Genomic DNA, 25,050 nt, shown 5'->3' on the forward strand with positions numbered 1-25,050 from the left:
GCCGGGGCGGCGGGCGCGGCCGGGGCGGGGGCCGGCGCGGCCGGCAGTTCGCCGTCGCGTTCGTAGGCGGCGCGGAACTTGGCCAGCAGCGGCAGGCCGACCTGCTCGCTCAGGGCCTCGATGGCGCTGGTGCCGTAGGCCAGCGCCACCGGCAGGACGCCAGCGCCACGCAGGGCCTCGAGCAGGGCGCGGGTCTGGCCGGCGTCGGGGCACTGGCTGAGGCCGCCGAAATCCACCACCACGGCGGCGCGGGCGAAGAGTTTGGGGGCACGCTTGACCCGGTCGGCCATTTCCTCGGCCAAACGCTGCGGGTCCAGGGTGCGCACGCGCAGGTTGGCGATGCCGACCTGGCCGAACTTGAGTTCACCGGCCTGTTCGTAATCGGGGCTCGCGGCCATCGCTCAGGTCCCCGTCGCCAGGGAGGCCTGGCGGCCGGGCAGGGCACGCGCCTTGAGCCAGGCGGCGTCGGGCAGTTTGCCGCCGTAGGTTTCGGCCACGAAGGGATAACTGCACATTTCCTTGAGCAGCATCGAGGCCCGGATGCCGCTGCCTCCCATGACGTTCTGGCCGACTTCGCGGAAGCCGAACTGGCCGTGGAAGAGCAGGGCCGGGTCATTGCCCGTCTGCAGGAAGACTTCGCATGCCAGCAGCGGCCGGCGCACTTCGGCGAAACTCTGGATGTCGGCGTAGAAGGCCCGGCCGCGGCCACCGCCCCGGCGGGGCCGGGCGATGACGATGCGGTCGATATAGAGGAAGTCCGGGTAGCGTTCCCGGAACCACAGGAAATTGGGACTGTCGTGCGGGGCGTTCGGGCCCAGGGCCACCAGGAAGCCCGAGACCAGGCCGTCCTGCTCGACGACGCGGAAATACTCGGCGTGTTCCCAGAAAAAGCGGGCCTTGGCGAGGTCCATCGGCAGGATGGACGGGCCGGCGGCGTTGTTCACGGCTACGACGGAATCCAGCTCGTGCTCGCGCACGTCGCGGATGGTGATCGGCATGGGACTACAAACTCCGATGGCGCAAGGGGCCGCCAGGGGGCGGACGATCGGGGCAGGATTATCGCACGGGTGCCGCCGGCCGGGGGCGGCATGACTTCCGGGGGCGTGCACGCGCGCCGCGGCACCGTAAGATGCGGCGATGCTGAACCGACTCACCCATACCCAGCTGCTGCGCTACGCCGGCCTGTTCACCTGGGTCGCGCTGGGCATTCCGCTGGTCGTGTTCTCCGTTTATTTCCCGGCGGTGGACCCGGCGCCGGAGGACGCCGGCGGCTGGCTGAACGGCTGGCTCGGCGGTCCGGCCCTGGTCATCCTGGCCTACCTGGCCTTCGGACTCATCTATTGGCTGATCACCCACGCCCTGGGCCGCCGCCGTTCCCGGCCGATGGACATCGTGATGCTGGCCGCGCTCACCCTGTCGGCGATCGTGGTCAGCAACGAGACCGGCACCGGCATGGGCGCCATCCTGATGATGATCATCGCCGGCGTCATCCCCTGGATGGTGCCGCTGCGCGTGGGTGTCATCTGGCTGGTGCTCCAGCATGCCGCGCTCATCCCGGTCTTCGCCCAGGCCGAGGGATTCACCCCGGGCATCGCGGTGCTGCAGGCGATGCTGTACCTGGGGTATTCGAGCTTCGCGATGGTGATCGGCCTGATCGCCATGCAGCAGGCCCAGGCCCGGGAGGAACAGCGCCGCCTGAACGCCGAACTGCGCGCCACCCGGGCGCTGCTGGCCGAAAGCTCGCGCATGAGCGAGCGGGTGCGCATCTCGCGCGAACTGCACGATCTGCTGGGCCACCATCTCACCGCCCTGAGCCTGAACCTGGAGGTCGCCGGCCACCTGACCACCGGCAAGGCCCAGGAGCACGTGCGCCAGAGCCACACCCTGGCCAAGCTGCTGCTCACCGACGTGCGCGAAGCGGTCAACGAAATGCGCCACGACGGCGCGGTCGACCTCAGCGGGGCCATCCGCACCCTGGCCGAGGGCGTGCCGGCCCTGGACATCCGGCTGGACATTCCCGACCCGCTGCTGATCGAAGACCCCGAGTGCGCCCACGTCCTGCTGCGTTGCACCCAGGAAATCATCACCAACACCGTGCGCCATTCCGGCGCCTCCACCCTGTGGCTGACGCTGGGTCGTGACGCCGGTGGCCTGCATATCCAGGCCCGGGACGACGGCGGCGGGGCCGAGCAACTGGCCCCGGGCAACGGCCTGACGGGCATGCGTGAACGCCTGGCCAGCTGCGGCGGCCAGGTGGATATCATCACCGGGCGCGGCAAGGGGTTCGCGCTCGACATCCGACTTCCACTGGAGAAATCCGCATGATCCGCGTGTGCCTCGTCGACGACCAGACCCTGGTGCGCCAGGGCGTGAAGTCCCTGCTCGAGCTGGCCGACGACATCGAAGTCGTGGCCGAAGCCGGCGACGGCCGCCAGGCGGTCGAGCTGATCCCTGAAATCAGGCCCGATGTGGTGCTGATGGACATGCGCATGCCGGTGATGTCCGGCCTGGAGGCCCTGCAGGCGCTCAGCGCCAAGGGCCAATTGCCCCCGACCATCATCCTCACCACCTTCGACGACGACCAGCTGGTGCTGGCCGGCATCCGTGCCGGCGCCCGCGGCTACCTGCTCAAGGACGTCTCGCTCGACCAGCTGGTGTCGGCCATCCAGACGGTGGCCGAGGGCGGCTCGCTGGTGCAGCCGGCGGTCACCCAGCGGCTGCTGTCGGGCCTGGAAGGCCTGCAGAATGAATTCGTCAGCCTCGACCAGCCCGACCCGCTGACCGACCGGGAGACCGAAATCCTGCGCCTGATGGCCGGGGGCTTCTCGAACAAGGAAATCGCCAACTCCCTGGGCGTGGCCGAAGGCACGGTCAAGAACCACGTTTCGAACATACTTTCCAAGCTGGGCGTGCGCGACCGGACCCGGGCCGTGCTCAAAGCCTTCGAACTCAAGCTCGTCTAGGCCCGGAAGGGCCATTGGCGGCCCGATTGCGGCTTTGCCGCGCCCTTGTCGCGGCCGTAACGAAAACCCCCTGCCGGGGGGCGTCCTGACCTGATATCCTCACCCGTTCCTGCGGCCGGGCACGACTTCCGGCTGGGGGCCGCGCCTGGAGAATTTCAGAATGACCCGAGTTATTGAGTGGCTTATTTCCCTGCTGATCGTTGTCGCGCTGTTCGTCGTGATCGCCCTGTTCCTGCCGGCCACGCGTTCGGTGTCGCATTCGGTGGAGACCAACCGGCCGATGTCGACCATCACCGACGTCCTCACCAGCTACACCCGCTTCCGTGACTGGAACGCCCTGGTCAACCACGACCCGCGCATGCAGATCCAGGTCTCGGGCCCCGAGTCCGGCGTCGGCGCCAAGCTCGATTACCGCTCCACCGACCCCACCGTCGGCAACGGCAGCTGGGAGCTCGTGGAGTTCAACCCGGGCGAGTCCATCGTCTACGCCCTGGACACCGAGAGCCGCGGCAGCGACAAGCGGATGACCTTCGATTTCGAGCGCACCGGCCAGCGCAAGCAGAACGTCAAGATCACCCAGACCTACACCGTCGACTACGGCTGGGACCTGATTGGCCGCTACGCCGGTCTTTACGTCACCAACAACGTCGGCGAGGACATGAAGCTCGGCCTGGGCAAGTTCAGCAACCTGATGGCCACCATCCCGCGCTTCGACTACAACCAGCACGACGCCGAGTTCGCCTTCGTGGACGTGCCGGCCGCCAACGTGCTGTCGGCCACCGCCACCGCCAAGCGCGCCAACGACGACATCGCCACGGCCATGACCAACCAGCTCAAGTGGATCGAGCAGGTCATGGAAGAAAACGACCTGGAGTCCGCCGGCCCGCTGCGCATCGTCACCAACGAGTTTGGTTCCGATGCCTATGGGTTCGACGTGGTCATGCCGGTCCGTCCGGAAGGCACCGGCCCGAAGGGTGACGACGACGCCAGCGACGAGCCGGCCGATGAAGTGGCCTCCACCGACGGCGACGCCGCCGCCGAGGGCGAAGACGCCGCCGACGACGACAACGCCGACGAGCGCGTCGCCGAAATCGCCCAGGAGCCGGTCAGCCTGAACGCCCCGTTCGAAGCCTCGGCCATGCCGGAAGTGCTCGACATCGAGATCAACGACGGCCGCAACGGCGCCAAGAACCCGGTGGTTTACCTGCAGGTTCCGAAGCATCGCGCGGTCACCACGACCTACGTGGGTCCGTCGCCGGCGCTGGCCCGCGTGCGCGACCTGGTCCGTGCCTGGGCCATCGTGCGTGGCGCCGAGACCGCCGATCGTCCCTACGAGGACTACCGGATCGAGATCGAGGACATGCTGACCGACACCGCCGAGTTCCAGGTCTATTGGCCGGTCAAGATCGGTGACCAGATGCCGGCCCCGGCCGTGCAGCTGGTGCCCGAGCCGGTCGCCGAAGGCAGCGAAGCGGCGGCGCCGGAAGGCGAAGCCGAAGCCGGGGACGAAGACGCCCCGGCCGAAGCGGACGCCGAATCCGCCGAGTAAGGAAACACGCAGGGCGGGCCAAAAGCCCGCCCTGTCGTTTGTGGAGACAGCGAGAACTGGAACCCGATGATCGAGGCCAATGCCCTGCTCAAACGCTACGGCCGCCTGGTGGCCGTGGACGACATCAGTTTCAAGGTTGAGCCCGGCGAAGTGCTGGGATTCCTGGGCCCCAACGGGGCCGGCAAATCCACCACCATGAAGATGATCGCGGGCTTCCTGGCGCCCAGCGCCGGCACGGCCCGCGTCTGCGGCCACGACGTGCAGTCGGCGCCGATGCAGGCCCGGCGGGCGCTGGGTTACCTGCCCGAAGGGGCGCCCGGTTACGGCGAAATGAGCCCGCTGGCCTTCCTCGGGTTCGTTGCCGACGTGCGCGGGATCAAGGGCGCCGCCCGGCGCGGTCGCCTGGACGCGGTCATCGGCCGCCTGGCGCTGCAGGGCGTGTTGCACCAGCCCATCGACACGCTGTCCAAGGGCTTCAAGCGCCGCGTCGGACTGGCCGCCGCCATCCTGCACGACCCGCCGGCCCTGGTGCTCGACGAGCCCACCGATGGCCTGGACCCGAACCAGAAACACGAGGTGCGCGGCCTCATCCGTGAACTGGCCCGTGACCGCACCGTGCTGCTGTCCACGCACATCCTCGAGGAAGTCGAGGCCGTGTGCAGCCGCGCCATGATCGTCGCCCGCGGCAAGGTGCTGGCCGATGCCACGCCGGCCGAGCTGCTGGCGCGCTCGCGCTACCAGGGGGCGGTGTCGCTGGTCGTGGCCGACAGCATCGCCGCGCGTGCCGCGCTCGACGGCATGCCCGGGGTCAGCGGTTTCCACCAGGACGCCGACGATGGCCGCCTCTACGTCTTTCCGCAGGGTCGCCCGGTCTCGCCCGAGGCCGTGGCCGAGCGCCTGCGCCAGCGCGGCGTCGAACACAGCGGCCTGCAGCCCGAGCGCGGCCGCCTGGATGAGGTCTTCCGTCGCATCACCACCGGGGAGGCGCAGGCATGAGCGGCGTCTGGCCGGTGCTGCGGCGCGAGTTCGCCGCCTATTTCGCCACGCCGCTGGCGGTGGTGTTCCTCGTCATCTTCCTGGTGCTTTCGGGCGCCTTCAGTTTCTACCTGGGCAACTTCTACGAAACCGGCCAGGCCGACCTGCAGGCCTTCTTCGGTTTCCATCCCTGGCTGTACCTGCTGCTGGCGCCGGCGGTGGCGATGCGGCTGTGGGCCGAGGAGCGCAAGTCGGGCACGCTGGAACTGCTGCTGACGCTGCCGCTGACGCCCTGGCAGGCGGTGCTGGGCAAGTTCCTGGCGGCCTGGGCCTTCCTGGGGCTGGCGCTGGCGCTGACCTTCCCGATGTGGATCACGGTGGCCTGGCTGGGCGAGCCCGACCACGGCGTCATCGTCGCCAGCTACCTGGGCAGCTGGCTGATGGCCGGGGCCTTCCTGGCCGTCGGCGGCGCGCTGTCGGCGGCCACGCGCAGCCAGGTGGTGGCCTTCATCCTCACCGTGGTCGTGTGCCTGCTGTTCCTGCTGGCCGGCTTCCCGATGGCGCTCGACCTCGTGCGTGGCTGGGCCGCGCCGGCCGTCGTCGATGCCTTCGCCGGGCTTAGTTTCCTCACCCATTTCCAGGCCATCACCCGCGGCGTGCTCGACCTGCGCGACGTGGTGTTCTTCGTGCTGTGCATCGGTGCCTGGCTCTGGGCGACGGTGCTGGTGATCGACATGAAGAAGGCCGACTGAACGCCATGAAGCTGCTTTCCCGACGTTCCGCCCCCCTGGTTGCCCTGGCGCTGCTGGCGCTGGCTTTCCTGGCCCTGGTGTCGCTGTCCACGATCGCCCTGCGCGGTGCCCGCGTGGACCTCACCGAACAGGGCCTGTACACGCTGTCCGACGGCACGGTGCGCATCCTGGAAAACATCCAGGACCCGGTGACGCTCAAGCTTTATTACTCCGAACACGCCACCGCCGACCTGCAGCAGTTCCGCAGCTACGCCACCCGCGTGCGCGAGCTGCTCGAGGAAATCGCCGCGCGCTCGGACGGCAAGGTCGTGCTCGAAGTGATCGACCCCGAACCTTTCTCGGAGGCCGAGGACCAGGCCGCGGCCTACGGGCTGCGCGCGATTCCCCTGGGCAGCACCGGCGACAACCTGTATTTCGGCCTGGTCGCCAGCAACAGCACCGACGGCGAGTCGCTGATGCCCTTCATCCAGCCGGATAAGGAAGCCTTCCTCGAATACGACGTGGCCAAGCTGGTCAGCTCGCTGGGCAGCGCCAACCGTCCGGTCGTGGCCCTGGTGAGCGGACTGCCGATGGGGCCGCGCATGGATCCCAGCGGCCGCTCGGAGCCAGGCTGGGTGATCGACCGCCAGCTGCGTGAACTGTTCGAACTGCGGCGCCTGCAGGGCATGCCCTCGGACATCGCCGACGACGTCGACCTGCTGCTGCTGGTGCATCCCAAGGACGTGCCCGAGCACACCCTGGTCGCGATCGACCAGTTCGTGCTGCGCGGCGGCCGCCTGCTGGTGTTCCTCGATCCGGACGCCGAAGCCGACCAGAGCGGCGTCAACCCGCTCGACCCGCTGTCGGTGGCGGTGCCGCAAGCCTCGCACCTGGGGCCGCTGTTCCAGGCCTGGGGCATCCAGTTCGACCCCACCCGGGTGGTGCTCGACGAACGCCATGCGCTGCAGGTCCAGCCCGACCCGAATGGCCCGCCGGTACGGCACATGGCCGTGCTGGGCCTGGGGCCCGAAGCCCTGAACCAGGACGACGTGGTGTCGGCGGAGTTGAAGAACCTGCATTTCTCGACCGTCGGCGCCCTGGGCCTGGCGCGCGAGTCGAGCCTGGAGATGGAGCCCCTGGCGCAGAGTTCGCGCCGGGCCGCGATGGCGGACGTGGTGGCCGTGCGCGAGGCGGTGGCCGACCCGGATTCGCTGCGTGATGGTTTCAAGCCCGGCGCCGAGCCCCTGGTGCTGGCCGCGCGTTTCACCGGCGAACTCAAGACCGCGTTCCCCGACCGCGCCGGCGAGGACGGGCACCTGGCCGCCAGCACCGGCCCGGTGAACCTGATCGTGGTCGCCGACACCGACGTGCTGACCGACCGCCTGTGGGTGCAGGTCAATGATTTCCTCGGCGAGGCGGTCTACAACGCCTTCGCCAACAACGGCGACTTCGTCTTCAACGCCGTCGACAACCTGGTCGGCAATGCCGATCTGATCGCCGTGCGCACCCGGGCGCCCTCGGCCCGGCCGTTCACGCGTGTCGAACGCATCCGCCGCGGCGCCGAAGAACGCTACCGCGACACCGAACAGCGCCTGCAGCAGCAGATCGACGAACTCGAACAGCAGCTTGGTGCGCTCCAGCAGCCGGGCGCGGAAGGCCAGGCGCAGGCCATCAGCCCGGCCCAGCAGGCCCAGATCCTGCGCTTCCAGGAAGAACGCCTGCGCATGCGCAAGGAGCTGCGCGAAGTGCAGCACCGGCTCAACGCCGACATCGACGCGCTGGGCGACCGGCTCAAGCTGGTCAATATCCTGGGCATGCCGGCCCTGGTGGTGCTGGTGGCACTGCTGGTGGCCTGGCGGCGCTGGTCGCGCCGGCGCGCGGCGGAGAGCTGAACCATGCGTACGCGTTCACTTGCGCTGCTGGCACTGGCGGCCCTGGGCCTGGCCCTGCTGGCGGGCTGGATGCTGGTGCGCGAAGGGGGTGGCTCGGCGGGCGTGCGTGGCGAGGCCCTGCCGGGTTTCGCCGACCGCGTGCAGGCGCTGACCCGCGTGCAGGTGCGCGGCGCCGGCGACACCCTGCTGGTGTCCCTGCGACGCAAGGGCGAGGGCTGGGAAGTGGAGCAACACCCCGGCTGGCCGGCGAACGAGCGCGAGATCAGCCGGGCCCTGTTCCACCTGGGCCAGGCCCGGCGCATCGAAGCCAAGACCGACAACCCGGCGCTGCACGCCCGCTTGGGCGTCGAAGACATCTCCCGCGCGGACGCCAAGGGTGCCGAGCTGCGCTTCGAAGGCGGCGGCGAGCCGCTGCGCCTGGTCGTGGGACGCAATCATCCAGGCCTGGGCGGCAGCTACGTCCGCGTGGCCGGCGAGCAGGCGTCCTGGCTGCTCGACGCCGACCTGAGCCCGGCACGCGACCCCGCGGCCTGGCTCGACCGGCGCCTGGTCGACCTGCCGCTGGCACGGACTGAACGGGTACGCGTGACGCCGGCCAAGGGCCGCGCTTTCACCCTGGTGCGCGAGGACGGCGACTTCGTCGTGCAAGGCGCGCCCGCCGGCAGCACGCTCGACGGCCAGGCCACCGCCACCGCCTCGGTGCCCGAGCAACTGGCGCTCGACGGCCTGGCCGACGACGACGGCAGCCCGGACGCCAGCCTGCGCCATGTCTACGACACCGTGGACGGCCTGCAGCTGGAAATCGCCAGCTGGCAGGACGAGGCTGGCACCTGGGCCCGCCTGTCGGTGAGCCTGGACGAAGACGTGGCCCTGGCCTGGTACGGACAGGCGGCCGAAGAAGCGACCCCGGCCGCCGAACGGCTGCAGCAGCGACAGGCCGAGGTCGCGCAGTGGCAGCAGCGTTTCCAGGGCCGGCGCTTCCTGCTGCCGCCGCACAAGGCGGCCAACCTGCTCAAGTCGCGCGCCGACCACCTGGCGCTCTGATGCCTGCCGCCACGCTCGCCCCGCGCCTGCTTGCCGCCTGCGGTGCGCTGGCCTGCGGGCTGGCCGTGGCCTTGGGCGCCTACGCCAGCCACGGGCTGGAAGGGCAGGCGGCATCCCGCGCCGGACTGGCGTCGCTGTTTTCGTTCGGCCATGGCCTGGCCCTGTTCGTGCTGATGCGCGATCCGGGACGCCTGCGGCTGGCCGCCGGTGGCGTATTGCTGGCGGGCCTGCTGCTGTTCGCCGGCAGCCTGTGCGGCGCGGTGTTCCTGGGCTGGCCGACGCGCCTGGCGCCTTTCGGGGGTTTGCTGCTGATGGCCGGCTGGCTGATGATCGCCGTCGACGCCCTCCGTCGCTGACCCGACCGGCCATGCCCCGATATTCCCGCGGCTTCGACCTCGACCTGGCGGTGGCCCACCTGCGCCGGCGTGACCGCAAGCTGGCACGCTGGATGGACCGCATCGGGCCGCTGGAGGTCGGCGAGCGCTGGCGCCGTCGCTTCGACCCGACCGACGCGCTGGCGCGCGCCATCCTCTACCAGCAGCTCTCGGGCAAGGCCGCGGCGACCATCGTCGGACGCGTCGAAGCCGCCATCGGCGCCAGCAAGCTGCACGCCGACACCCTTTCGCGCATCGACGATGCCGGCCTGCGCGCCTGCGGGGTGTCGGGCAACAAGACCCTGGCCTTGCGTGACCTGGCCGCGCGCTCGGCCGCCGGCGAGGTGCCGACGACGGCGCAGATGGCGCGGCTGCACGAGGACCAGATCATCCAGCGGCTCACCGCCGTTCGCGGCATTGGCCGCTGGACGGTGGAGATGATGCTGATGTTCCAGCTCGGCCGTCCCGACGTGCTGCCCGTCGACGACCTGGGCGTGCGCAAGGGCGCGCAGCTGCTCGACAAGCTCGACGACATGCCCAAGCCCAGGGTCCTGGCCGAACGCGGCGAGGCCTGGGGCCCTTACCGCACGCTGGCGGCGCTGTACCTGTGGCGTATCGCCGACTTCGCCGTGCCGGGCAAGGCGCCGGTCAAGCGTTCGCAGGACTAGCGTCGCCGGCGGGTGCCGGATGCCAGCACCAGTGCCAGGGTTCGTAGCTGATGCCGTGCGGGTTGTCGCGCGGGTAACTCATGGCGAAGCCGAATTCGCCGGCCCGGCCGCGCAGCCAGGTGAAGGCGGCGGTGGTTTCGAAACTTTCCTCGGCCGGCGGTTCGCCCGGCGTGCCGATGTCCAGGGCGCGGCCGCCGTGGTGTTCGCTGTAGCCCGGTGCGGCGTTCACCCCCAGGATCTGTTCGACGCTCTGTCCGCGTGCCAGCTTCCTGTCGAAGATGCCCAGCTGGTAGTCGTGGCTGCGGTAGCCGGAGATGGCGTCGAGCGCGACGTCGTCGCCAAGGGCCGCGCGGCGCATGCGGCGCCAGGCCCGCGCGGCCGGCTCGAGCAGCCACAGGGGACGGCGGTAGCGGTCGTAGCCGGCGAACTCCAGCCGCGCCGGCTCGGCAACCAGCGGCAGGCCGCTGCGCTCGCCGTACTGCTCGTCCAGGCCCAGTGCCTGCAGGCGTTCGCGCAAGCCATCGAGTGGCAGCAGGGCGGGGCGGCCGGCGCGTTCATGGCGGGCAGTGATGGCTTCGAGCGCCTCGGCGATGCCCGGTTCGCCGGCCAGGTCGGGGACCAGCGCGTGCAGCGCGTCCAGGCCGACCGCCGCCAGGAAGCAGCCGTCGCGTTTTCGCCGCAGGCACCATCGGGCCTGTGCGAGGGCGCGGGCGTCGGCGCTGGCGCGTGCGCGCGGCCTCAGCAGCCGGGCGGGCAGGGCTTCGACGAAGGTGGAATTGGCCAGGTGCCAGTCCAGGGCGTGCATGGGCCCAGCTTAGCCTTTCAGGCCGCCGCGCGGCGAAGGATGTCCAGCACGGCCTGCGGGTGCTCGAAGCTCAGCAGCCAGACCCGGCCGTCGGCATGCGGCAGCGCCAGCACCTTGCCGACGTCCGTGACCAGGCAGAAGGCCTTGCGCTTGTCGCGCAGCAGGAAATGGCCGGCCCAGAAGCCGGGCAGGCCGAACCCGTTGGTCTTGACCAGCGGCTTGAACTCGGTGCGCTCGCGGGTGTCCACCACGCGGGCCTCGTCGAGGCGGAAATCCGACAGCGGCGACTGGCGGCTGTAGTAGGTCGCCTTCACCCGCAGCTGCTTGCCGTCGAAGGCGACCTGGCGCCGCCACATCGGCAGCAGGATGGCCAGGACCAGCAGGGCGACCACGGCTTGCAGGGCCACGACCACCATGGCCTTGTCACCCAGGGCGTCGGCCATCCCGATGACGACGAGCGCCGTCGTGGCGGGCACCAGCGTGCCCAGCACCACGGCGAACCAGATGGCCGACTTGCCGATCGGCGGCAGCGCGAAATTGCGGAACATGTCAGTCATTGGTTTTCTCGTCGGGTGGTTTCAGGCGGCCCTGCTTGCGCAGGGCCTCGCGCAGCAGGTATTCGATCTGGGCGTTGACCGAGCGCAGTTCGTCGTCGGCCCAGCGCTGGACGGCCTCCAGCACCTGGGGATTGATGCGCAGCGGGTAGGCTTTTTTCTCTGCCAAGGCCCCGGCCCTAGTACACGCTGCCGGCGTTCACCACCGGCTGGGTGCCGCGTTCGCCGCAGAGCACGACCAGCAGGTTGGACACCATCTGCGCCCGGCGCTCCGGGTCCAGGTCGACCACCTTGCGCGCCGAGAGCTGCTCGAGCGCCATTTCGACCATGCTCACCGCGCCTTCGACGATGCGCGTGCGGGCGGCGATGATCGCGCCGGCCTGCTGGCGCTGCAGCATGGCCTGGGCGATTTCCGGGGCATAGGCCAGGTGGCTGATGCGTGCTTCCATCACGTGCACGCCGGCCTGGGCCAGGCGTTCCTGGATTTCATCGGTCAGGTGCTTGGACACTTCCGCGGCGTGGCTGCGCAGCGCGATCGCGCCGTCCTCGTGCTGGTCGTAGGGGTAGGACGTGGCCATGGCGCGCAGGGCGGCCTCGGACTGCACGTGCACGAAGCTTTCGTAGTCATCCACGTTGTACACCGCTTCGGCCGAGTCCACGACCTGCCAGACGATGACCGCGGCGATTTCGATCGGGCTGCCTTCGAGCTCGTTGACCTTGAGCTTGCCGGACTCGAAGTTGCGCACCCGCAGGCTGACCTTCTTCGCACTGAAGAACGGGTTGTTCCAGCGCAGGCCCTGGTCCTTGACCGTGCCCACGTACTTGCCGAACAGGCTCAGCACGGCGGCCTGGTTGGGCTCGACCATGTAGAAGCCGCCCAGCGAGACCGCCCCGACCACCGCCAGCAGCAGGCAGGCGGCCAGCGCCAGCGCACTGCTGCCGGGCGCGCCGGGCAGGTTGGTGAAGAACAGGTACAGGATGGATGCCGCGACCACCAGCAACAGGAGCAGCGCCGGGATACCGGGGAAGGAGCGGATCGTTTGTTCTTTCATGGCAGGTCTCCTGGGGAATGCGCCAATGATATCAATCTGATATCAAATTGCATCATCCAGAAGTCACGGCCCGACGAACGGCGTCCGTGCCAATGAAATCAATGACTTGCCTATCGAATAAGGCGGTAGCGCAGGAAGGGCGAGGGCAGTTGCTCGCTGCCGATGACGATTTCAGAGCCGTCCCGGGCGAAGGCCAAAGCCTCGGCCTGGGGCAGCCAGGGCATCTGCAGGTGCGGCATCTTCTTGCCTTCGGCCAGCACCTGGCGCCAGTCGCCGCCGCGGGGACGGATCAGGAAATGCACCGAGCGGTAGTTGAGCACCGCCAGCACGCGGCCGTTGGGGCTCAGGTCGGCGGCGGTCACTTGCGAGCGGTAGCGCCCGTACACGGGATTCTCGGCCAGGGTCTGGGCGTCGGGCTGTTCGATGCCGGGCAGGGTGCCCAGGCGTTCGGCCACGACCGGTTCGCGTCCCGGGCGCAGCGGCACCCGGAACAGTTCCGCCGGCACGCGCTTTTTCGAGACCATCAGGACGTCACCGGCGACCGGGTCCACCGCTGCGGCTTCGCTGTCGCGGGCACCGTCGGGCCAGGTGAAGCGGATGGTCCAGGCCAGCAGCGCCGGCTTGTCCAGGTCGCGGGGTTGTTCGAGCACGTACAGCTGCAACTCGGTGCGCAGGCCACCGTTGTCGCCGATGTCGGCGATCAGCAGGTAGTCGCCGCCTTCGAATCGGAAGCTGGCCAGGTCTTCCCAGTCGCGGTTGGGAACGCCCGGGGTGTCGACACTGCCCAGGTAGCGGCCCGCGCCGTCCACCAGGTGCAGCTGCGCCGAACTGCCGCTGTCGTTGATCGCCCAATAGTGGCCCGGGAAATGCGTGGCCGCGGCCAGGCCGCTGATTTCGTCGATGGCGGGGTGGGTCACCAGGCCGTCGATCTGTGGCTCGCTCCAGCGCGCCGCCTGCAGGGGCGGGGCCAGGGACAGCAGCAGGGCCAGCAGTGTGGCGGGCAGGGCGCGGGCGGTGTTCGTGCGGCTCATGGCGGATCGTCAGTCTGGGCCACGAGCATGACAGAAAGCCAAGGCCGCCGGCTGCGCCGCGCTCGCCGTTACAATCACCGCCTGTCCGCCGAATGAAACGCCGCCATGCCTGATCTCCCGTCCGTCACCCTGGGTACGCCGCTGTCCCCGTCCGCGCGCCGCGTGCTGCTGCTTGGCTCGGGCGAACTGGGCAAGGAAGTCGCCATCGAGCTGCAGCGCTTCGGCGTCGAAGTCATCGCCGCCGACCGGTATGCGGACGCCCCGGCGATGCAGGTCGCGCATCGCGCCCACACCCTGAACATGCTCGACCCGGCGGCGCTGCGTGACCTGATCGCGCACGAGCGCCCGGACCTGGTGGTGCCGGAAATCGAAGCCATCCATACGCCGACCCTGGTCGAGCTGGAGGCCGAAAAGAACCAGCGCGTGGTGCCCACCGCACGCGCCGCGCGCCTGACCATGGACCGCGAGGGCATCCGCCGGTTGGCCGCCGAAACCCTGGGCCTGCCGACCTCGCCGTATCGTTTCGTCGACACCGAAGCCGAGTACCAGCAGGCCGTCGCCGAGATCGGCCTGCCCTGCGTGGTCAAGCCGGTGATGTCGTCCTCGGGCAAGGGCCAGAGCACGGTGCGCAGCGAGGCCGACGTCGCCCGGGCCTGGGCCTATGCCCAGTCCGGCGGCCGGGCGGGGCAGGGACGCTGCATCGTCGAAGGGTTCATTGATTTCGACTATGAAATCACCCTGCTGACCGTGCGCCACCGCGACGGCACCTCGTTCTGCGACCCGATCGGGCACCTGCAGGTGGACGGCGACTACCGGGAGAGCTGGATGCCCCAGCCGATGTCGGACCGGGCCCTGGCGCTTTCCCGCGACATCGCCCGCGCCATCACCGACGACCTGGGCGGCCATGGCCTGTTCGGCGTCGAGCTGTTCGTGAAGGGCGACGAGGTCTGGTTCAGCGAAGTCTCGCCGCGGCCGCACGACACCGGACTGGTGACCCTGGCCTCGCAGGAGCTGAGCCAGTTCGCGCTGCATGCACGCGCCATCCTCGGCTTGCCCATCCCGGTCATCCGGACGCTGGGGCCGGCCGCTTCGTGCGCGGTGCTCGCCAGTGGCCACGGCGTCCCGGCGTTCGGGAACGTCGACGCCGCCCTGGCGGAACCGGACACCCAGCTGCGCCTGTTCGGCAAACCGCGGGTGGAAGGCCAGCGCCGCGTCGCCGTCACCCTGGCCCGCGACGCCGATGTCGAAACCGCCCGCGCCAAGGCGCGCCGCGCCGCGGAAGCGCTCAAGGTCGAACTTCGATGATGCTGGCTGTGGGAGGGACTTCAGTCCCGATTCGCGTCATTCGGGACTGAAGTCCCTCCCACGACAGCGATGTCCACCCAGACCATGCGGTGGTCGGTGGCTTCGAGCCAGTCGTGGCCCGGCTGGCCCGGCGCGGGCCAGAACACGCCGCTGTCGACCACGTCCAAGCCGACCGAAGGCAGCACGTAGTCCACCCTGAAGTTGCCGTTGCGCGGACCGAAGTTCGCGGTGTCGTGCGCCGGCGCGGAGCGGTGGCGGGCATTGGCGGCGTTGTCCCCGGCGTCCACGACCGCGCCTTCGCTGCCGGGCGTGGCGTAACGAAGCACGCGCGGGTGTTCGAGCAGCTGGTGGATGGTGCCGGGCAGGCTGCTGCCGTCGGCCGGGTCGGCGTTGTAGTCGCCGACGATGACGAAACGTTCCTGTTCCGGCAGTCCGCCGCAGCGGCCCTGGTCGTCGCACAGCCAGGGTTTGTCACCCGGCGACAGGTATTCGGCCCATAGCCGGACCTCGTCGTGGTTGCGCGCGGCGTTGCGGCGCTCCGGGCCATCGAAGACCGGCGGGGTCGGGTGCGCGGCCAGCAGGTGCAGCCTTCCCAGTGGCGTATCGATCGGCAGGTCCCAGTGGGACTTGGAGCTCAGCCGCAGCTGGCGCCAGACCTGCGGCGGGTACCAGGCCTCGCCGGTCTCCGGGTCCGTCGGTTCCAGGGCGCCCGGCATCGTGCTCCAGCGCAGCAGTCGGAAACTGCGCGCGGCCGCGGCGTCGATGGGATGCCTGGACAGGACCAGCATGCCGTACTGGCCGGGATGCAGGCCGTAGCCCCAGGCGTCGTCGCCGCGGTCGCGTCCCGCGGTGGCGACGCGCCCGTTGCCGTCCAGGTCCAGGCCGCTGGGCTCGCCCGTGTTGACCGGCGCGCGATAGGAATAGGGGTATTCGATGGCGGCTTCGCCGAACTGGCCGACGCCCAGGTAGTCCCGCTGGAAGACAGCCGCCGCTTCGCCCGCGGCGTCGTAGTCGAACTCGTTGAGCAACACGATGTCCGGACGCTGGCGCTGGATCACGGCGGCGACGCTGCGTGCGCGCTCGTCGCCGGCCTGCAGGCGGGCGAGCAGGCCGCCGGCTTCGGTCGCGTACAGCGAGGTATTGAAGGTGGCGACGCGCAGGCTCACCGGGGCGGCGGGCACGACGACGGGGCTGTTCGCCCGGCAGGACGCCAGGACGAACACGGACAGGGCCAGCAGGCCAAGGCAAAGGACGGTGCGCATGGGGCCAGATTGTGCCCGATGGCCGTGGCGACGTCGTTCATTCCTGGGCCGGCATGGGCCGCCAGCGCGATCCGTCGAGGTATTCCAGCGGTCGGTAGGCGCGCTTGTAGGTCATCTTGGCGTGGCCTTCGAGCCAGAACCCAAGGTAGACGTAGCCACGGGCTTCGCGCCGGGCGCGTTCGACCTGCGCCAGGATGGAATAGGTCCCGAGGCTGCGCGACGCGAGGTCCGGGTCGAAGCAGGTATAGACCGCCGACAGTCCGTCCGGGAGCACGTCGGTGACCGCCAGGGCCACCAGGCGGCCGGCGAGCCGGAATTCCATGAACTCGGTCGGGCTCCAGCGGCAGGCCAGGAAGGCATCGAAGTTCTCCGGCGTCGGATCGTCCATGCCGCCCCCGGCGTGGCGGGTGTCCAGGTAGCGCCGGTAGAGCGCGAAGTTCTCGTCCGTGCGCTCCGGCGGCGCGACGCACATCTCGAGATCGGCGTTGCGCGCCAGGCAGCGCTTCTGCGCCCGGTTGGGCACGAACCGTTCGGCCGGGATGCGCACCGAAATGCAGGCGCGGCAGCTGGCACAGTGCGGCCGGTAGACATGCCCGCCGCTGCGCCGGAAGCCCATCGCCAGGGCCTGGCCATACACCGAGGGCAGGTGCGGGTCGGTCGGATCGATGATCAGGTCGCGGGCGGCGCGCTCCGGCCAGTAGCCGCAAGGATGCTCGAGGCTCTGGAACAGGCGGATCGCGTGCTGGCCGCTACTGCGCATTCATCCCCGCTTTACCCGGCCCAGGCGCTCGCCGACGCGGGTCCGGGTCTCAGTGGCGAAAGGGTCGAGTTCAACGGCGTCGCGGGGGAACAGCAGCACGACCGTCGAGCCATAGTTGAAGCGCGCCATCTCGGCGAAACGACCCAGGGTGACGCCCTTGCCCCGCCAGTCGCGACGGATCGGCGCGTTGGCATAGGCCGGGATTTCCACGCCGTTCCAGACCGTCTCCACGCCCGAGACCAGCATCGCGCCGACCATCACCGAGCACATCGGGCCGAAGTCGGTGTCGAAATGGCAGACCAGGCGTTCGTTGCGCGCGAACAGCCGCGGGATGGCCTGCACGCCCCAGGGCGCGACCGTGAACAGGCGGCCGGGCACGTGCAGGGTTTCGACCAGGGTGCCGGCCCAGGGCATGTGGACGCGGTGGTAGTCGCGCGGCGACAGGTAGACGTTGGCGAACCAGCCATCGGCATAGGGCGCGGCCATCGCCTCGTCGCCCAGCAGTTCGGCGGCGGTGAAGGACTGCCCCTTGGCCTGGAAGATCCGGCCCGATTCGATGCGGCCGACCTGGCTGACCTTGCCGTCGGCCGGCATCAGCAGGGTGTCCGGGTCGGCGTCGGCCCGGCGCACGCCCTCGCGCAGCGCGCGGGTGAAGAAGGCATTGAAGTGCGGGTAGTTGCGCGGTTCCGGGTCGGCGGCTTCGGACATGTCGACGCCGAACTTGCGGATCACCAGGGCGATCAGCCAGTCCTTGAAGCGGCCGTTGGTCGAACGCGCGACGCCATAGGCCAAGCGCGACAGCAGCCGGTGCGGCAGCAGGTATTGCAGGGCGACCTTCGGGCTCACGGCGCGACCTCGGCCAGCAGGGCGAGGTCGGCGGCGATGTCGGCCGGCACGAAGGGCGGACGGATCAGCCCCACCTGGCGACCCTGGGCGTCCAGCACCACCAGGGCGCTGGAGTGGTCCATGGTGTAGTCGCCGCCGTCGACGGGCACCTTCATGTAGACCATGCCCAGGCTGGTGGCGAAGTCCTCCAGGGCCGGCTCGGCCGCGGTCGCGGCCAGGGTGCCGGCGTGGAAGTAACGGGCGTATTCGCCGGTCTTGGCCGGGGTGTCGCGTTCCGGGTCGACCGATACGAACAGCACCTGGGGCCGCCGGCCTTCGGGCAGGTGCTCCCATTCGGCCTGGGCCCGCGACAGGTCGGTGAGGGTGGTCGGGCAGACGTCGGGGCAGTGCGTGAAGCCCAGGAACACGATGGTCCAGCGGCCCTGGAGTTCGCCCGGTTCCAGCGGCGTGCCGTCGGACTGGTCCAGCGAGAACGCCGGCACCTGGCGCGGTGCCGGGAACAGGCGCACGGCCTTGAGCCGGGCCGGGTCCACCGCCGGCAGCGCGGCCGGCGCCGGGGCCGTCCTGCCCGGGGGCGTCGGCGACATGAACACCTGGGCGGCCCACAGGCCAAGCCCGGCGGCGACGGCGGCGACGACAACAAGCAGCGTTTGGCGATTGAACACGTAAGACCCCGGAGACCTGTCGATGCCGGCAATTATAGGCCGGCCGCGGCTATACTCCGGCCATTGCAAGGGATTTCAAGAACATGCCGGCGGAACTTGCCACCATCATCGACTTCATCCGTTACGGCGCCAGCCGTTTCAATGCCGCCGGCCTGAGTTTCGGCCACAGCATGGACAACGCCCTGGACGAGTCCACCCAGCTGGTGCTGCACGCCCTGCACCTGCCGCACGACCTGGGGCCGGCCTACGGCCAGGCACGGCTGACCGCCGAAGAACGGCAGGACGTCATGGCCCTGTTCACGCGCCGCATCCACGAGCGTATCCCGGCCTGCTACCTCACCGGCGAGGCCTGGTTCGCCGGCCTGAACTTCAAGTCCGATGCCCGTGCCCTGGTGCCGCGTTCGCCGATCGCCGAACTCATCGAGGCCGGCTTCGAGCCCTGGCTCGGCGGTCGCGAGGTTTCGCGGGCGCTGGACATGTGCACCGGTTCGGGCTGCATCGCCATCGCCACGGCGCATTACCACCCGCACTGGCAAGTGGACGGCGTCGACCTGAGCGAGGACGCGCTGGCGCTGGCGCGGGAGAACGTCGAACGCCTGCACGCGGACAACGTGCGCCTGGTGCATTCCGATCTGTTCCACAACCTCGACGGCGAGGTCTACGACCTGATCGTCACCAATCCGCCCTACGTCACCCACGCCGAAACCGACGCGCTGCCGGCCGAATACCGCCACGAGCCCGAACTGGGCCTGCGCGCCGGCGACGACGGCCTCGACCTGGCCCTGGAAATCCTGCGTGACGCACCGCGCCATCTCTCCGAGCACGGCCTGCTGATCTGCGAGGTCGGTGAAAGCGAACACGCGCTGGTGAAGCTGCTGCCCGAGGTGCCCTTCAACTGGGTCGAGTTCAAGGTCGGCCAGATGGGCATCTTCGTGCTCGAGCGCGAAGACATGCTGGCCCACCACGCACGCATCAAGGCCCTGGCCGATGCGCGCCGGGCCTGAGCCCGCATGAGCGACAACAGCTTCGGCCGGCTGCTGCGGGTCACGACCTTCGGTGAAAGCCACGGCCCGGCCATCGGCTGCGTCGTCGACGGCTGCCCACCGGGCATCGCCCTGGCGCCCGGTGACTTCGCCCACGACCTGTCGCGGCGTGCCACCGGCAAGACCCGCCACACCTCGCAGCGCCACGAGGCCGACGAGGTCGAGATCCTCAGCGGCGTGTTCGAGGGCCGCACCACCGGGACGCCAATCGCCTTGCTGGTGCGCAACACCGATGCGCGCAGCAAGGACTACGCCAACATCGCCAGCCAGTTCCGCCCGGGCCACGCCGACTACACCTACCTGCACAAGTATGGGATTCGCGACCCGCGCGGCGGTGGCCGCAGCTCGGCCCGCGAAACCACCATGCGCGTGGCCGCCGGTGTCATCGCCCGCAAGTGGCTGGCCGAACGCCACGGCATCCGGGTGCGGGCCTGCGTCTCGCAGGTCGCCGACCTGCGGCCACGCGGTTTCGACTGGGACGCGGTGGAAGCCAACCCCTTCTTCTGGCCCGACGCCAGCCAGGTGCCGGAACTGGAAACATTCATGGATGCGCTGCGCAAGTCCGGCGATTCCGCCGGCGCCCGCGTGCACGTGCAGGCGCTGGGCGTGCCCCCGGGCTGGGGCGAACCGGTCTACGGCAAGCTCGACGCCGAAATCGCCGCCGGCATGATGTCCATCAACGCGGTCAAGGGCGTCGAGATCGGCGCCGGTTTCGCCAGCGTCGCCCAGAAGGGCAGCGAGCACCGCGACCTGATGTCGCCCGATGGCTTCGCCAGCAACCACGCCGGCGGCATCCTGGGCGGCATCTCCAGCGGCCAGCCGATCGAGGTGTCCGTGGCCTTCAAGCCCACCTCCAGCCTGCGCCTGCCCGGCGCGACGGTGGACACCGCCGGCCAGGCGACGCAGGTGGTCACCACCGGCCGCCACGACCCCTGCGTCGGCCTGCGCGCCCCGCCCATCTGCGAAGCCATGCTGGCCCTGGTCCTGATGGACCACGCGCTGCGCCACCGCGCCCAGAACGCCGACGTCGTATCGCTGGCGCCGACGGTGCCGGGCGGGCGCGGCTGATCCGCGTACACCCCCCAACCCACGAACCCGGGAAATCATGAGCAAGACGTTCACTGTTGCAGTTGTTGGTGCCACCGGTGCGGTGGGCGAGGCGATGCTGGCGGTGCTGGCCGAGCGCCAGTTCCCGGTCGGAAAGCTTCACCTGCTGGCCAGCGCGCGATCGGCGGGCGAGAAGGTCAGCTACGGCGCGCAAAAACACGTGGTCGAGGACCTCGCCACCTTCGACCCGACCGGGGTGGACGTCGCGCTGTTTTCGGCGGGCGGTTCGGTGTCGAAGGAATACGCGCCGAAATTCGCCGCGGCCGGGGCCGTGGTCATCGACAACAGCTCCGCCTTTCGCCAGGACGCGGACGTGCCCCTGGTGGTCGCCGAAGTGAATCCGGAGATGGTCGAGCAGCGCCCGCGCGGCATCATCGCCAACCCCAACTGTTCGACCATGCAGATGCTGGTCGCGCTGGCGCCGATCCATCGCGCCGCGGGCATCGAGCGCATCAACGTCGCCACCTACCAGTCGGTGTCCGGCGCCGGCCGCAGCGCCATGGAGGAGCTGGGCCGCCAGACCGCCGCGATGCTTAACTTCCAGCCGCATGAACCGGCGAAGTTCCCGGTGCAGATCGCCTTCAACCTGATCCCGCACATCGACGAGTTCATGGATAACGGCTTCACCCGGGAAGAGATGAAGATGGTCTGGGAGACGCGCAAGATCCTGGGCGACGACTCGATCCAGGTGAACCCCACCGCCGTGCGCGTGCCGGTTTTCCTGGGCCACGCCGAAGCCGTGCACCTGGAAACCCGCCGCAAGCTCGGCGCCGATGAAGCGCGCCAGCTGCTCGAAGCCGCGCCGGGCGTGGAGGTGGTGGACGATCGCGAGCCCGGGGGTTACCCCACGCCGGTGACCCACGCGGCCGGCACCGATCCGGTTTACGTCGGCCGCATCCGCGAAGACATCTCGCATCCGCGCGGCCTTGACCTGTGGATCGTCGCCGACAATATCCGCAAGGGTGCCGCGCTGAACGCGGTGCAGTTGGCTGAACTCGTGGTCAAAGCCCGTTCCTGACCGGTATATTCGCCAGCAATGACGTCGGGGCCGCCGCAGGGGAGTGGTCGCGCCATCCACAGTCGGGGAGAAACCGCGCGTGAAAATCAGGCATCTGCAACTTCCGTTGGCCCTGGCGCTCGCCCTGGGCGCCGCGCCCGCCCACGCCCTTGGCCTGGGTGCGCTCGAAGTGAAGTCCGGCCTGAACCAGCCCCTGGTCGCCGAGATCCCCATCCTCTCCGCCGCCCCCGGCGAGCTCGAGGAGCTTGAGGTCCGCCTGGCGTCGCCGGAAGCCTTCGCCCGCGTCGGGCTGGAGCGGCCGGTCGGCCTGACGGCGAACCTGCAGATGGAGGTCGGCCGCAACGCCCAGGGCCAGCCGGTCATCCGGGTCACGACGTCCAATCGGTTCAACGAACCCTTCCTGACGTTCCTCATCGAGGCCAACTGGGGTCGCGGCAGCGTCGTGCGCGAATACAGCGCGCTGGTCGATCCGCCGCATATCGCACCGGCCGTGATCCGGCCGCTGGAAACCCCGGCCGTGGCTGCGGCGCCCGTGGTCAGCGCGCCGGCCCCGCTGCCGCCTGCCGCGCCGGCCGAGCCGGTGGCGCTTCCCGATGAGCCCGTCACCGACGTGGCCGAGATCGCGCCCGAGCCGATGCCCGAGCCCGCACCGGTGATGCCCGAACCCGAGCCGGAGCCGGTCGCCGCCGTGCCCGAGCCGTTGCCGGAGCCGGCGCCGCCGGCACCGATGCCGGAACCCGAACCCGAACCCAGCCCGGAACCCCTTCCGGAGCCCCTGCCCGAGCCCCAGCCGGAAATCGCCGCCGAGCCCGAGCCCGAGCCTGCACCTGCACCTGCGCCGCCCCCGCCCCCGATGCCGGCACCTGCTCCGGCGCCGGTACCGGCACCGGCAGAGCAAGGTCAGTACGGCCCGGTCGCCGATGGCCAGACCCTGTGGTCGATTGCCAGCAGTACCCGGCCGGACCCGGCCGTGACGGTCAACCAGATGATGCTGGCGCTGCAGCGCGCCAATCCCGAAGCGTTCATCGACGACAACATCAACCAGCTCAAGCGCGGCGCCGTATTGCGCATTCCGGCCAGCGACGAAGTACGGTCGCTGGGCGCGGCCGAAGCCGCGCAGCTGGTCCGTGCCCAGGCCGAGGCCTGGCAGTCGCGGCGCCGGCCGGTGCCGCAGCCGGCCGAGGCGGTGGCCGACACTCGTCCGACGCGCGGCCCGACCACGCCCGCCAGCGCCCCGCCGGCGGAAGGCCGGCTGGAAATCGTGCCGCCGGCCGGCGACGCCCAGGCGGCGCGTGGCGTGCAGTCCGGCGCCGCCAGTGGCGAGAGCGGCGCCGAGCTGCGCGCCGAGCTGACGGAAGCCAGGGAAGACCTCGCTGCCCGCGAGGTCGAAATCCAGGAGCTGCGCTCGCACATCAACGAGCTCGATGCCCAGCAAGGCGACAGCCAGCGACTGATCGAAATGCAGTCCAGCCAGCTCAAGGCCCTGCAGGAACGGCTGGCGGCCGCCGAAGACGGCGCGCCCGCCGGGACCGAGCCCGTGGCCAGCGCCCCGGCGCCGGAAAGCGCCGGGCCGGCAAAAGCGTCGGCGCCCGCCGCCGACACTGCCCAGGCCGAAGCCCCGGCGGCGACGCCCTGGTACCTGAGCCCGCTGGTGCTCGCTGGCGCCGGCCTGGTGTTGCTCGGCGGCCTGGTGCTGGGCCTGCGCGGCAAGCGCAAGCCGGCGCCGCTGCCATCGCCGCCGCGCCGGATTTCCGACGACGACGCGCTCAAGGCCAGCCTGCCGGGAGCCCGCGACAAGGCGGCGGACGCCGCCGCGGTGACCGCCGCCAGTGCCGCCGCGCCCGCGTTGGTGCCGCAGGACGCCGAGCGCGAGCGCCTGGAGGCAGCCGTCGAGGCCCAGCCCACCGACCTGGAAACCCACATCAGCCTGCTGCGCCACCTGCACAAGCAGCGCGACCGCGCCGGTTTCGAAACGGCGGCCCAGGCCATGCGCCTGCAGGTGCAAAGCACCCTGGATCCGCGCTGGCGCGAGGCGGTGGTGATGGGCGTGGCGCTGTCCCCGGACAACCCCTTGTTCAGCCAGGCGGGCTGGAACACCCCGCGTTTCGGCGACAGCGGAGTGATGCCGTCCAGCGCCGCCCAGCCGCCTGCGCAGCCGGCGCCCCCGGCGGCGCCGGAGCCGTCGACCGACGATGACCTGTCGGACCTGTCGGCCCTGGCCGCCGCACCGGCCGGCCACCAGGACACCGCCGACGAGGACTGGGGCAGCCTGGGCCTGGTCGGCACGACCGAGGCCGCGCCGGATTCGCCGGCGACGGACGAGGACGGGTCCGAACCGGCACAGGCCTTCGACCTGGTCGACACCGACGCCGGATTCGACGCCACCGACGCAGGCCTGGAAGGGGCCGGCGGTGAATCCGACGACGAAACGGTCGCGGGGCAGGACACGGCAAGCAGCGCCGACGACGACGCCAGCGCCACCAAGATCGAGCTGGCCAGGGCCTATCTCGAGATCGGCGACGTCGATGGCGCCCGCGGCATGCTCGAGGAAGTCGTCGCCGAAGGCAGTGCGTCGGTGCGGGCCGAAGCCGAGCGCCTGTTGCGGGAGATCGGCTGACCTGGTGCGTTACGCAGCGGGCATCGAATACGACGGTTCCGGATTCCTCGGCTGGCAGCGCCTGGCCGAGGGACCGACCGTGCAGGCCGCGGTCGAGAAGGCCCTGTCCTTTGTCGTCGACCATCCCCTGGAAGTCGTCTGCGCCGGTCGCACCGACAGCGGCGTGCACGCCAGCTGCCAGGTCGTGCATTTCGATACCGAGGCCGAGCGCACGCCCTACGCCTTGCGCCAGGGCGGCAACAGCCGGCTGCCGGCAGGGGTCAGCCTGCTGTGGTGCCAGCCGGTGGCGCCGGATTTCCACGCCCGCTACGCCGCGCGCGCACGCCGGTACCGCTACACCGTGCTCAATCGTCGGGTGCGGCCGGCGATGCAGCGCGACTACCTCACCTGGGAACGCCACCCGCTCGACGCCGACGCCATGCATGCGGCGGCGCAGGCCCTGGTCGGCGAGCACGATTTCAGCGCCTTCCGCACCGTGCATTGCCAGGCCAAGCATGCGCGCCGGAACGTGCACGAGATTTCGGTCCGGCGACAGGGCGAGCAGGTGGTGATTGAAGTTCAGGCCAATGCCTTCCTGCACCACATGGTGCGCAACTTCGTCGGCAGCCTGCTGCTGGTGGGGCGGGGCGAGCAGCCAGGGGCGTGGATCGCCGGACTGCTGGCCGGGCGCGACCGCACGGTGGCCGGTCCGACCGCGCCGTCCAACGGCCTGGTGTTCCTGGGGCCGCGTTACCCGCATCGGTGGGGACTGCCCGCGGAGCTGGGCATCGACGGCGACTAGCCGGGCCT

The 25,050-nt window shown here is 70.2% G+C and carries 25 protein-coding genes and 1 pseudogene; 15 read left to right on the plus strand and 11 right to left on the minus strand.

The features are described from left to right. Together minC and N788_RS08505 are read right to left on the minus strand one after the other, a co-directional pair. Positions 1–398, minus strand: a pseudogene (minC, locus tag N788_RS08500) (septum site-determining protein MinC); the annotation flags it as partial. 3 nt (positions 399–401) lie between these two features. After that, the gene (locus tag N788_RS08505; protein WP_034223777.1) at positions 402–998 is read right to left on the minus strand and encodes a GNAT family N-acetyltransferase; all 597 of its coding nucleotides are present in this window, start codon (positions 996–998) and stop codon (positions 402–404) included. 139 nt (positions 999–1,137) lie between these two features. On the opposite strand from N788_RS08505, the gene N788_RS08510 reads away from it, so the two are divergent. From N788_RS08510 to N788_RS08550, 9 genes are all read left to right on the plus strand, one after another. Further along, positions 1,138–2,325 (plus strand): sensor histidine kinase, encoded by a 1,188-nt coding sequence (locus N788_RS08510; protein WP_034223779.1) that lies wholly within the window; start codon positions 1,138–1,140, stop codon positions 2,323–2,325. Then, positions 2,322–2,963: a response regulator gene (locus N788_RS08515; protein ID WP_034223780.1), complete on the plus strand. Its 642-nt coding sequence runs from the start codon at positions 2,322–2,324 to the stop codon at positions 2,961–2,963. The genes N788_RS08510 and N788_RS08515 overlap by 4 nt, the downstream gene beginning before the upstream one ends. 160 nt (positions 2,964–3,123) lie before the next feature. After that, positions 3,124–4,512: an SRPBCC family protein gene (locus N788_RS08520; RefSeq protein WP_051924508.1), complete on the plus strand. Its 1,389-nt coding sequence runs from the start codon at positions 3,124–3,126 to the stop codon at positions 4,510–4,512. A gap of 66 nt (positions 4,513–4,578) precedes the next feature. Further along, on the plus strand, positions 4,579–5,508 hold the full coding sequence (locus N788_RS08525; protein ID WP_034223781.1) for an ABC transporter ATP-binding protein: 930 nt from the start codon (positions 4,579–4,581) through the stop codon (positions 5,506–5,508). Beyond that, a complete protein-coding gene (locus N788_RS08530; protein WP_034223782.1) occupies positions 5,505–6,239 on the plus strand; it encodes an ABC transporter permease in 735 nt (244 codons plus the stop codon). The genes N788_RS08525 and N788_RS08530 overlap by 4 nt, the downstream gene beginning before the upstream one ends. A 5-nt stretch (positions 6,240–6,244) precedes the next feature. Next, the gene (locus tag N788_RS08535) at positions 6,245–8,110 is read left to right on the plus strand and encodes a Gldg family protein (protein ID WP_034223783.1); all 1,866 of its coding nucleotides are present in this window, start codon (positions 6,245–6,247) and stop codon (positions 8,108–8,110) included. A gap of 3 nt (positions 8,111–8,113) precedes the next feature. Beyond that, the gene (locus N788_RS13945) at positions 8,114–9,154 is read left to right on the plus strand and encodes a DUF4340 domain-containing protein (protein WP_051924509.1); all 1,041 of its coding nucleotides are present in this window, start codon (positions 8,114–8,116) and stop codon (positions 9,152–9,154) included. Further along, a complete protein-coding gene (locus N788_RS08545; protein WP_034223784.1) occupies positions 9,154–9,510 on the plus strand; it encodes a DUF423 domain-containing protein in 357 nt (118 codons plus the stop codon). Before N788_RS13945 ends, N788_RS08545 begins: the two co-directional genes overlap by 1 nt. A gap of 11 nt (positions 9,511–9,521) precedes the next feature. After that, the gene (locus N788_RS08550) at positions 9,522–10,196 is read left to right on the plus strand and encodes a DNA-3-methyladenine glycosylase family protein (RefSeq protein ID WP_034223785.1); all 675 of its coding nucleotides are present in this window, start codon (positions 9,522–9,524) and stop codon (positions 10,194–10,196) included. Here the strand turns inward: N788_RS08550 and N788_RS08555 are convergent. The 5 genes from N788_RS08555 to N788_RS08570 all read right to left on the minus strand — a co-directional run bounded on the left by N788_RS08555 (position 10,177) and on the right by N788_RS08570 (position 13,638). After that, positions 10,177–11,001, minus strand: a complete 825-nt coding sequence (locus N788_RS08555; RefSeq protein ID WP_034223787.1) for a M15 family metallopeptidase — start codon at positions 10,999–11,001, stop codon at positions 10,177–10,179. The two genes, N788_RS08550 and N788_RS08555, sit on opposite strands and share 20 nt — an antisense overlap. A 17-nt stretch (positions 11,002–11,018) precedes the next feature. Further along, positions 11,019–11,558, minus strand: a complete 540-nt coding sequence (locus tag N788_RS08560) for a PH domain-containing protein (RefSeq protein WP_152560436.1) — start codon at positions 11,556–11,558, stop codon at positions 11,019–11,021. Continuing rightward, complete coding sequence (locus N788_RS14395; RefSeq protein ID WP_084695973.1) at positions 11,551–11,724, minus strand: type II toxin-antitoxin system antitoxin; 174 nt, start codon at positions 11,722–11,724, stop codon at positions 11,551–11,553. The genes N788_RS08560 and N788_RS14395 overlap by 8 nt, the downstream gene beginning before the upstream one ends. 10 nt (positions 11,725–11,734) lie before the next feature. Beyond that, positions 11,735–12,607 (minus strand): SPFH domain-containing protein, encoded by an 873-nt coding sequence (locus N788_RS08565; protein ID WP_034223789.1) that lies wholly within the window; start codon positions 12,605–12,607, stop codon positions 11,735–11,737. 110 nt (positions 12,608–12,717) lie between these two features. Then, positions 12,718–13,638, minus strand: a complete 921-nt coding sequence (locus N788_RS08570) for a hypothetical protein (protein ID WP_034223791.1) — start codon at positions 13,636–13,638, stop codon at positions 12,718–12,720. Positions 13,639–13,743: 105 nt separating this feature from the next. Between N788_RS08570 and purT the strand changes: the two genes are divergently transcribed. Next, the gene (gene purT, locus N788_RS08575; RefSeq protein ID WP_034223793.1) at positions 13,744–14,943 is read left to right on the plus strand and encodes a formate-dependent phosphoribosylglycinamide formyltransferase; all 1,200 of its coding nucleotides are present in this window, start codon (positions 13,744–13,746) and stop codon (positions 14,941–14,943) included. A gap of 20 nt (positions 14,944–14,963) precedes the next feature. On the opposite strand, the gene N788_RS08580 is transcribed toward purT, so the two are convergent. Genes N788_RS08580 through N788_RS08595 form a run of 4 tightly spaced genes read right to left on the minus strand, consistent with a single transcriptional unit; the run spans position 14,964 to position 18,476 of the window. Next, complete coding sequence (locus N788_RS08580; RefSeq protein WP_034223795.1) at positions 14,964–16,205, minus strand: endonuclease/exonuclease/phosphatase family protein; 1,242 nt, start codon at positions 16,203–16,205, stop codon at positions 14,964–14,966. 37 nt (positions 16,206–16,242) lie between these two features. Beyond that, the gene (locus N788_RS08585) at positions 16,243–16,965 is read right to left on the minus strand and encodes an arginyltransferase (protein WP_034223797.1); all 723 of its coding nucleotides are present in this window, start codon (positions 16,963–16,965) and stop codon (positions 16,243–16,245) included. Next, positions 16,966–17,811, minus strand: coding sequence for an archaetidylserine decarboxylase (gene asd / locus N788_RS08590; protein WP_034223799.1), 846 nt, complete (start codon positions 17,809–17,811; stop codon positions 16,966–16,968). It lies immediately after the preceding gene. Continuing rightward, entirely contained in the window at positions 17,808–18,476 is a 669-nt protein-coding gene (locus N788_RS08595) for an SCO family protein (RefSeq protein ID WP_034223801.1), read from the minus strand. Before N788_RS08595 ends, asd begins: the two co-directional genes overlap by 4 nt. An 83-nt stretch (positions 18,477–18,559) precedes the next feature. On the opposite strand from N788_RS08595, the gene prmB reads away from it, so the two are divergent. The 5 genes from prmB to truA all read left to right on the plus strand — a co-directional run bounded on the left by prmB (position 18,560) and on the right by truA (position 25,042). Further along, positions 18,560–19,480 carry a 50S ribosomal protein L3 N(5)-glutamine methyltransferase gene (gene prmB, locus N788_RS08600; RefSeq protein ID WP_034223803.1) on the plus strand — a complete coding sequence of 307 codons (921 nt, stop codon included), beginning with the start codon at positions 18,560–18,562 and terminating at the stop codon, positions 19,478–19,480. Positions 19,481–19,486: 6 nt separating this feature from the next. Next, the gene (aroC, locus tag N788_RS08605) at positions 19,487–20,587 is read left to right on the plus strand and encodes a chorismate synthase (protein WP_034223806.1); all 1,101 of its coding nucleotides are present in this window, start codon (positions 19,487–19,489) and stop codon (positions 20,585–20,587) included. A 37-nt stretch (positions 20,588–20,624) separates the two neighbouring features. Next, complete coding sequence (locus N788_RS08610) at positions 20,625–21,644, plus strand: aspartate-semialdehyde dehydrogenase (RefSeq protein WP_034223808.1); 1,020 nt, start codon at positions 20,625–20,627, stop codon at positions 21,642–21,644. Positions 21,645–21,723: 79 nt separating this feature from the next. Then, entirely contained in the window at positions 21,724–24,261 is a 2,538-nt protein-coding gene (locus N788_RS08615; RefSeq protein ID WP_152560437.1) for a motility hub landmark protein FimV, read from the plus strand. Positions 24,262–24,265: 4 nt separating this feature from the next. Continuing rightward, positions 24,266–25,042, plus strand: coding sequence for a tRNA pseudouridine(38-40) synthase TruA (gene truA, locus N788_RS08620; RefSeq protein WP_034223813.1), 777 nt, complete (start codon positions 24,266–24,268; stop codon positions 25,040–25,042). Positions 25,043–25,050 lie beyond the last annotated feature (8 nt).

It is taken from the genome of Arenimonas donghaensis DSM 18148 = HO3-R19 (assembly GCF_000743535.1).
GTDB lineage: Bacteria > Pseudomonadota > Gammaproteobacteria > Xanthomonadales > Xanthomonadaceae > Arenimonas > Arenimonas donghaensis.

Coding starts and splice junctions, on each gene's coding strand:
- N788_RS08505 (WP_034223777.1), bottom strand. CDS start 998: ATGCCGATCACCATCCGCGACGTGCGCGAGCACGAGCTGGATTCCGTC.
- N788_RS08510 (WP_034223779.1), top strand. CDS start 1,138: ATGCTGAACCGACTCACCCATACCCAGCTGCTGCGCTACGCCGGCCTG.
- N788_RS08515 (WP_034223780.1), top strand. CDS start 2,322: ATGATCCGCGTGTGCCTCGTCGACGACCAGACCCTGGTGCGCCAGGGC.
- N788_RS08520 (WP_051924508.1), top strand. CDS start 3,124: ATGACCCGAGTTATTGAGTGGCTTATTTCCCTGCTGATCGTTGTCGCG.
- N788_RS08525 (WP_034223781.1), top strand. CDS start 4,579: ATGATCGAGGCCAATGCCCTGCTCAAACGCTACGGCCGCCTGGTGGCC.
- N788_RS08530 (WP_034223782.1), top strand. CDS start 5,505: ATGAGCGGCGTCTGGCCGGTGCTGCGGCGCGAGTTCGCCGCCTATTTC.
- N788_RS08535 (WP_034223783.1), top strand. CDS start 6,245: ATGAAGCTGCTTTCCCGACGTTCCGCCCCCCTGGTTGCCCTGGCGCTG.
- N788_RS13945 (WP_051924509.1), top strand. CDS start 8,114: ATGCGTACGCGTTCACTTGCGCTGCTGGCACTGGCGGCCCTGGGCCTG.
- N788_RS08545 (WP_034223784.1), top strand. CDS start 9,154: ATGCCTGCCGCCACGCTCGCCCCGCGCCTGCTTGCCGCCTGCGGTGCG.
- N788_RS08550 (WP_034223785.1), top strand. CDS start 9,522: ATGCCCCGATATTCCCGCGGCTTCGACCTCGACCTGGCGGTGGCCCAC.
- N788_RS08555 (WP_034223787.1), bottom strand. CDS start 11,001: ATGCACGCCCTGGACTGGCACCTGGCCAATTCCACCTTCGTCGAAGCC.
- N788_RS08560 (WP_152560436.1), bottom strand. CDS start 11,558: ATGACTGACATGTTCCGCAATTTCGCGCTGCCGCCGATCGGCAAGTCG.
- N788_RS08565 (WP_034223789.1), bottom strand. CDS start 12,607: ATGAAAGAACAAACGATCCGCTCCTTCCCCGGTATCCCGGCGCTGCTC.
- N788_RS08570 (WP_034223791.1), bottom strand. CDS start 13,638: ATGAGCCGCACGAACACCGCCCGCGCCCTGCCCGCCACACTGCTGGCC.
- purT (WP_034223793.1), top strand. CDS start 13,744: ATGCCTGATCTCCCGTCCGTCACCCTGGGTACGCCGCTGTCCCCGTCC.
- N788_RS08580 (WP_034223795.1), bottom strand. CDS start 16,205: ATGCGCACCGTCCTTTGCCTTGGCCTGCTGGCCCTGTCCGTGTTCGTC.
- N788_RS08585 (WP_034223797.1), bottom strand. CDS start 16,965: ATGCGCAGTAGCGGCCAGCACGCGATCCGCCTGTTCCAGAGCCTCGAG.
- prmB (WP_034223803.1), top strand. CDS start 18,560: ATGCCGGCGGAACTTGCCACCATCATCGACTTCATCCGTTACGGCGCC.
- aroC (WP_034223806.1), top strand. CDS start 19,487: ATGAGCGACAACAGCTTCGGCCGGCTGCTGCGGGTCACGACCTTCGGT.
- N788_RS08610 (WP_034223808.1), top strand. CDS start 20,625: ATGAGCAAGACGTTCACTGTTGCAGTTGTTGGTGCCACCGGTGCGGTG.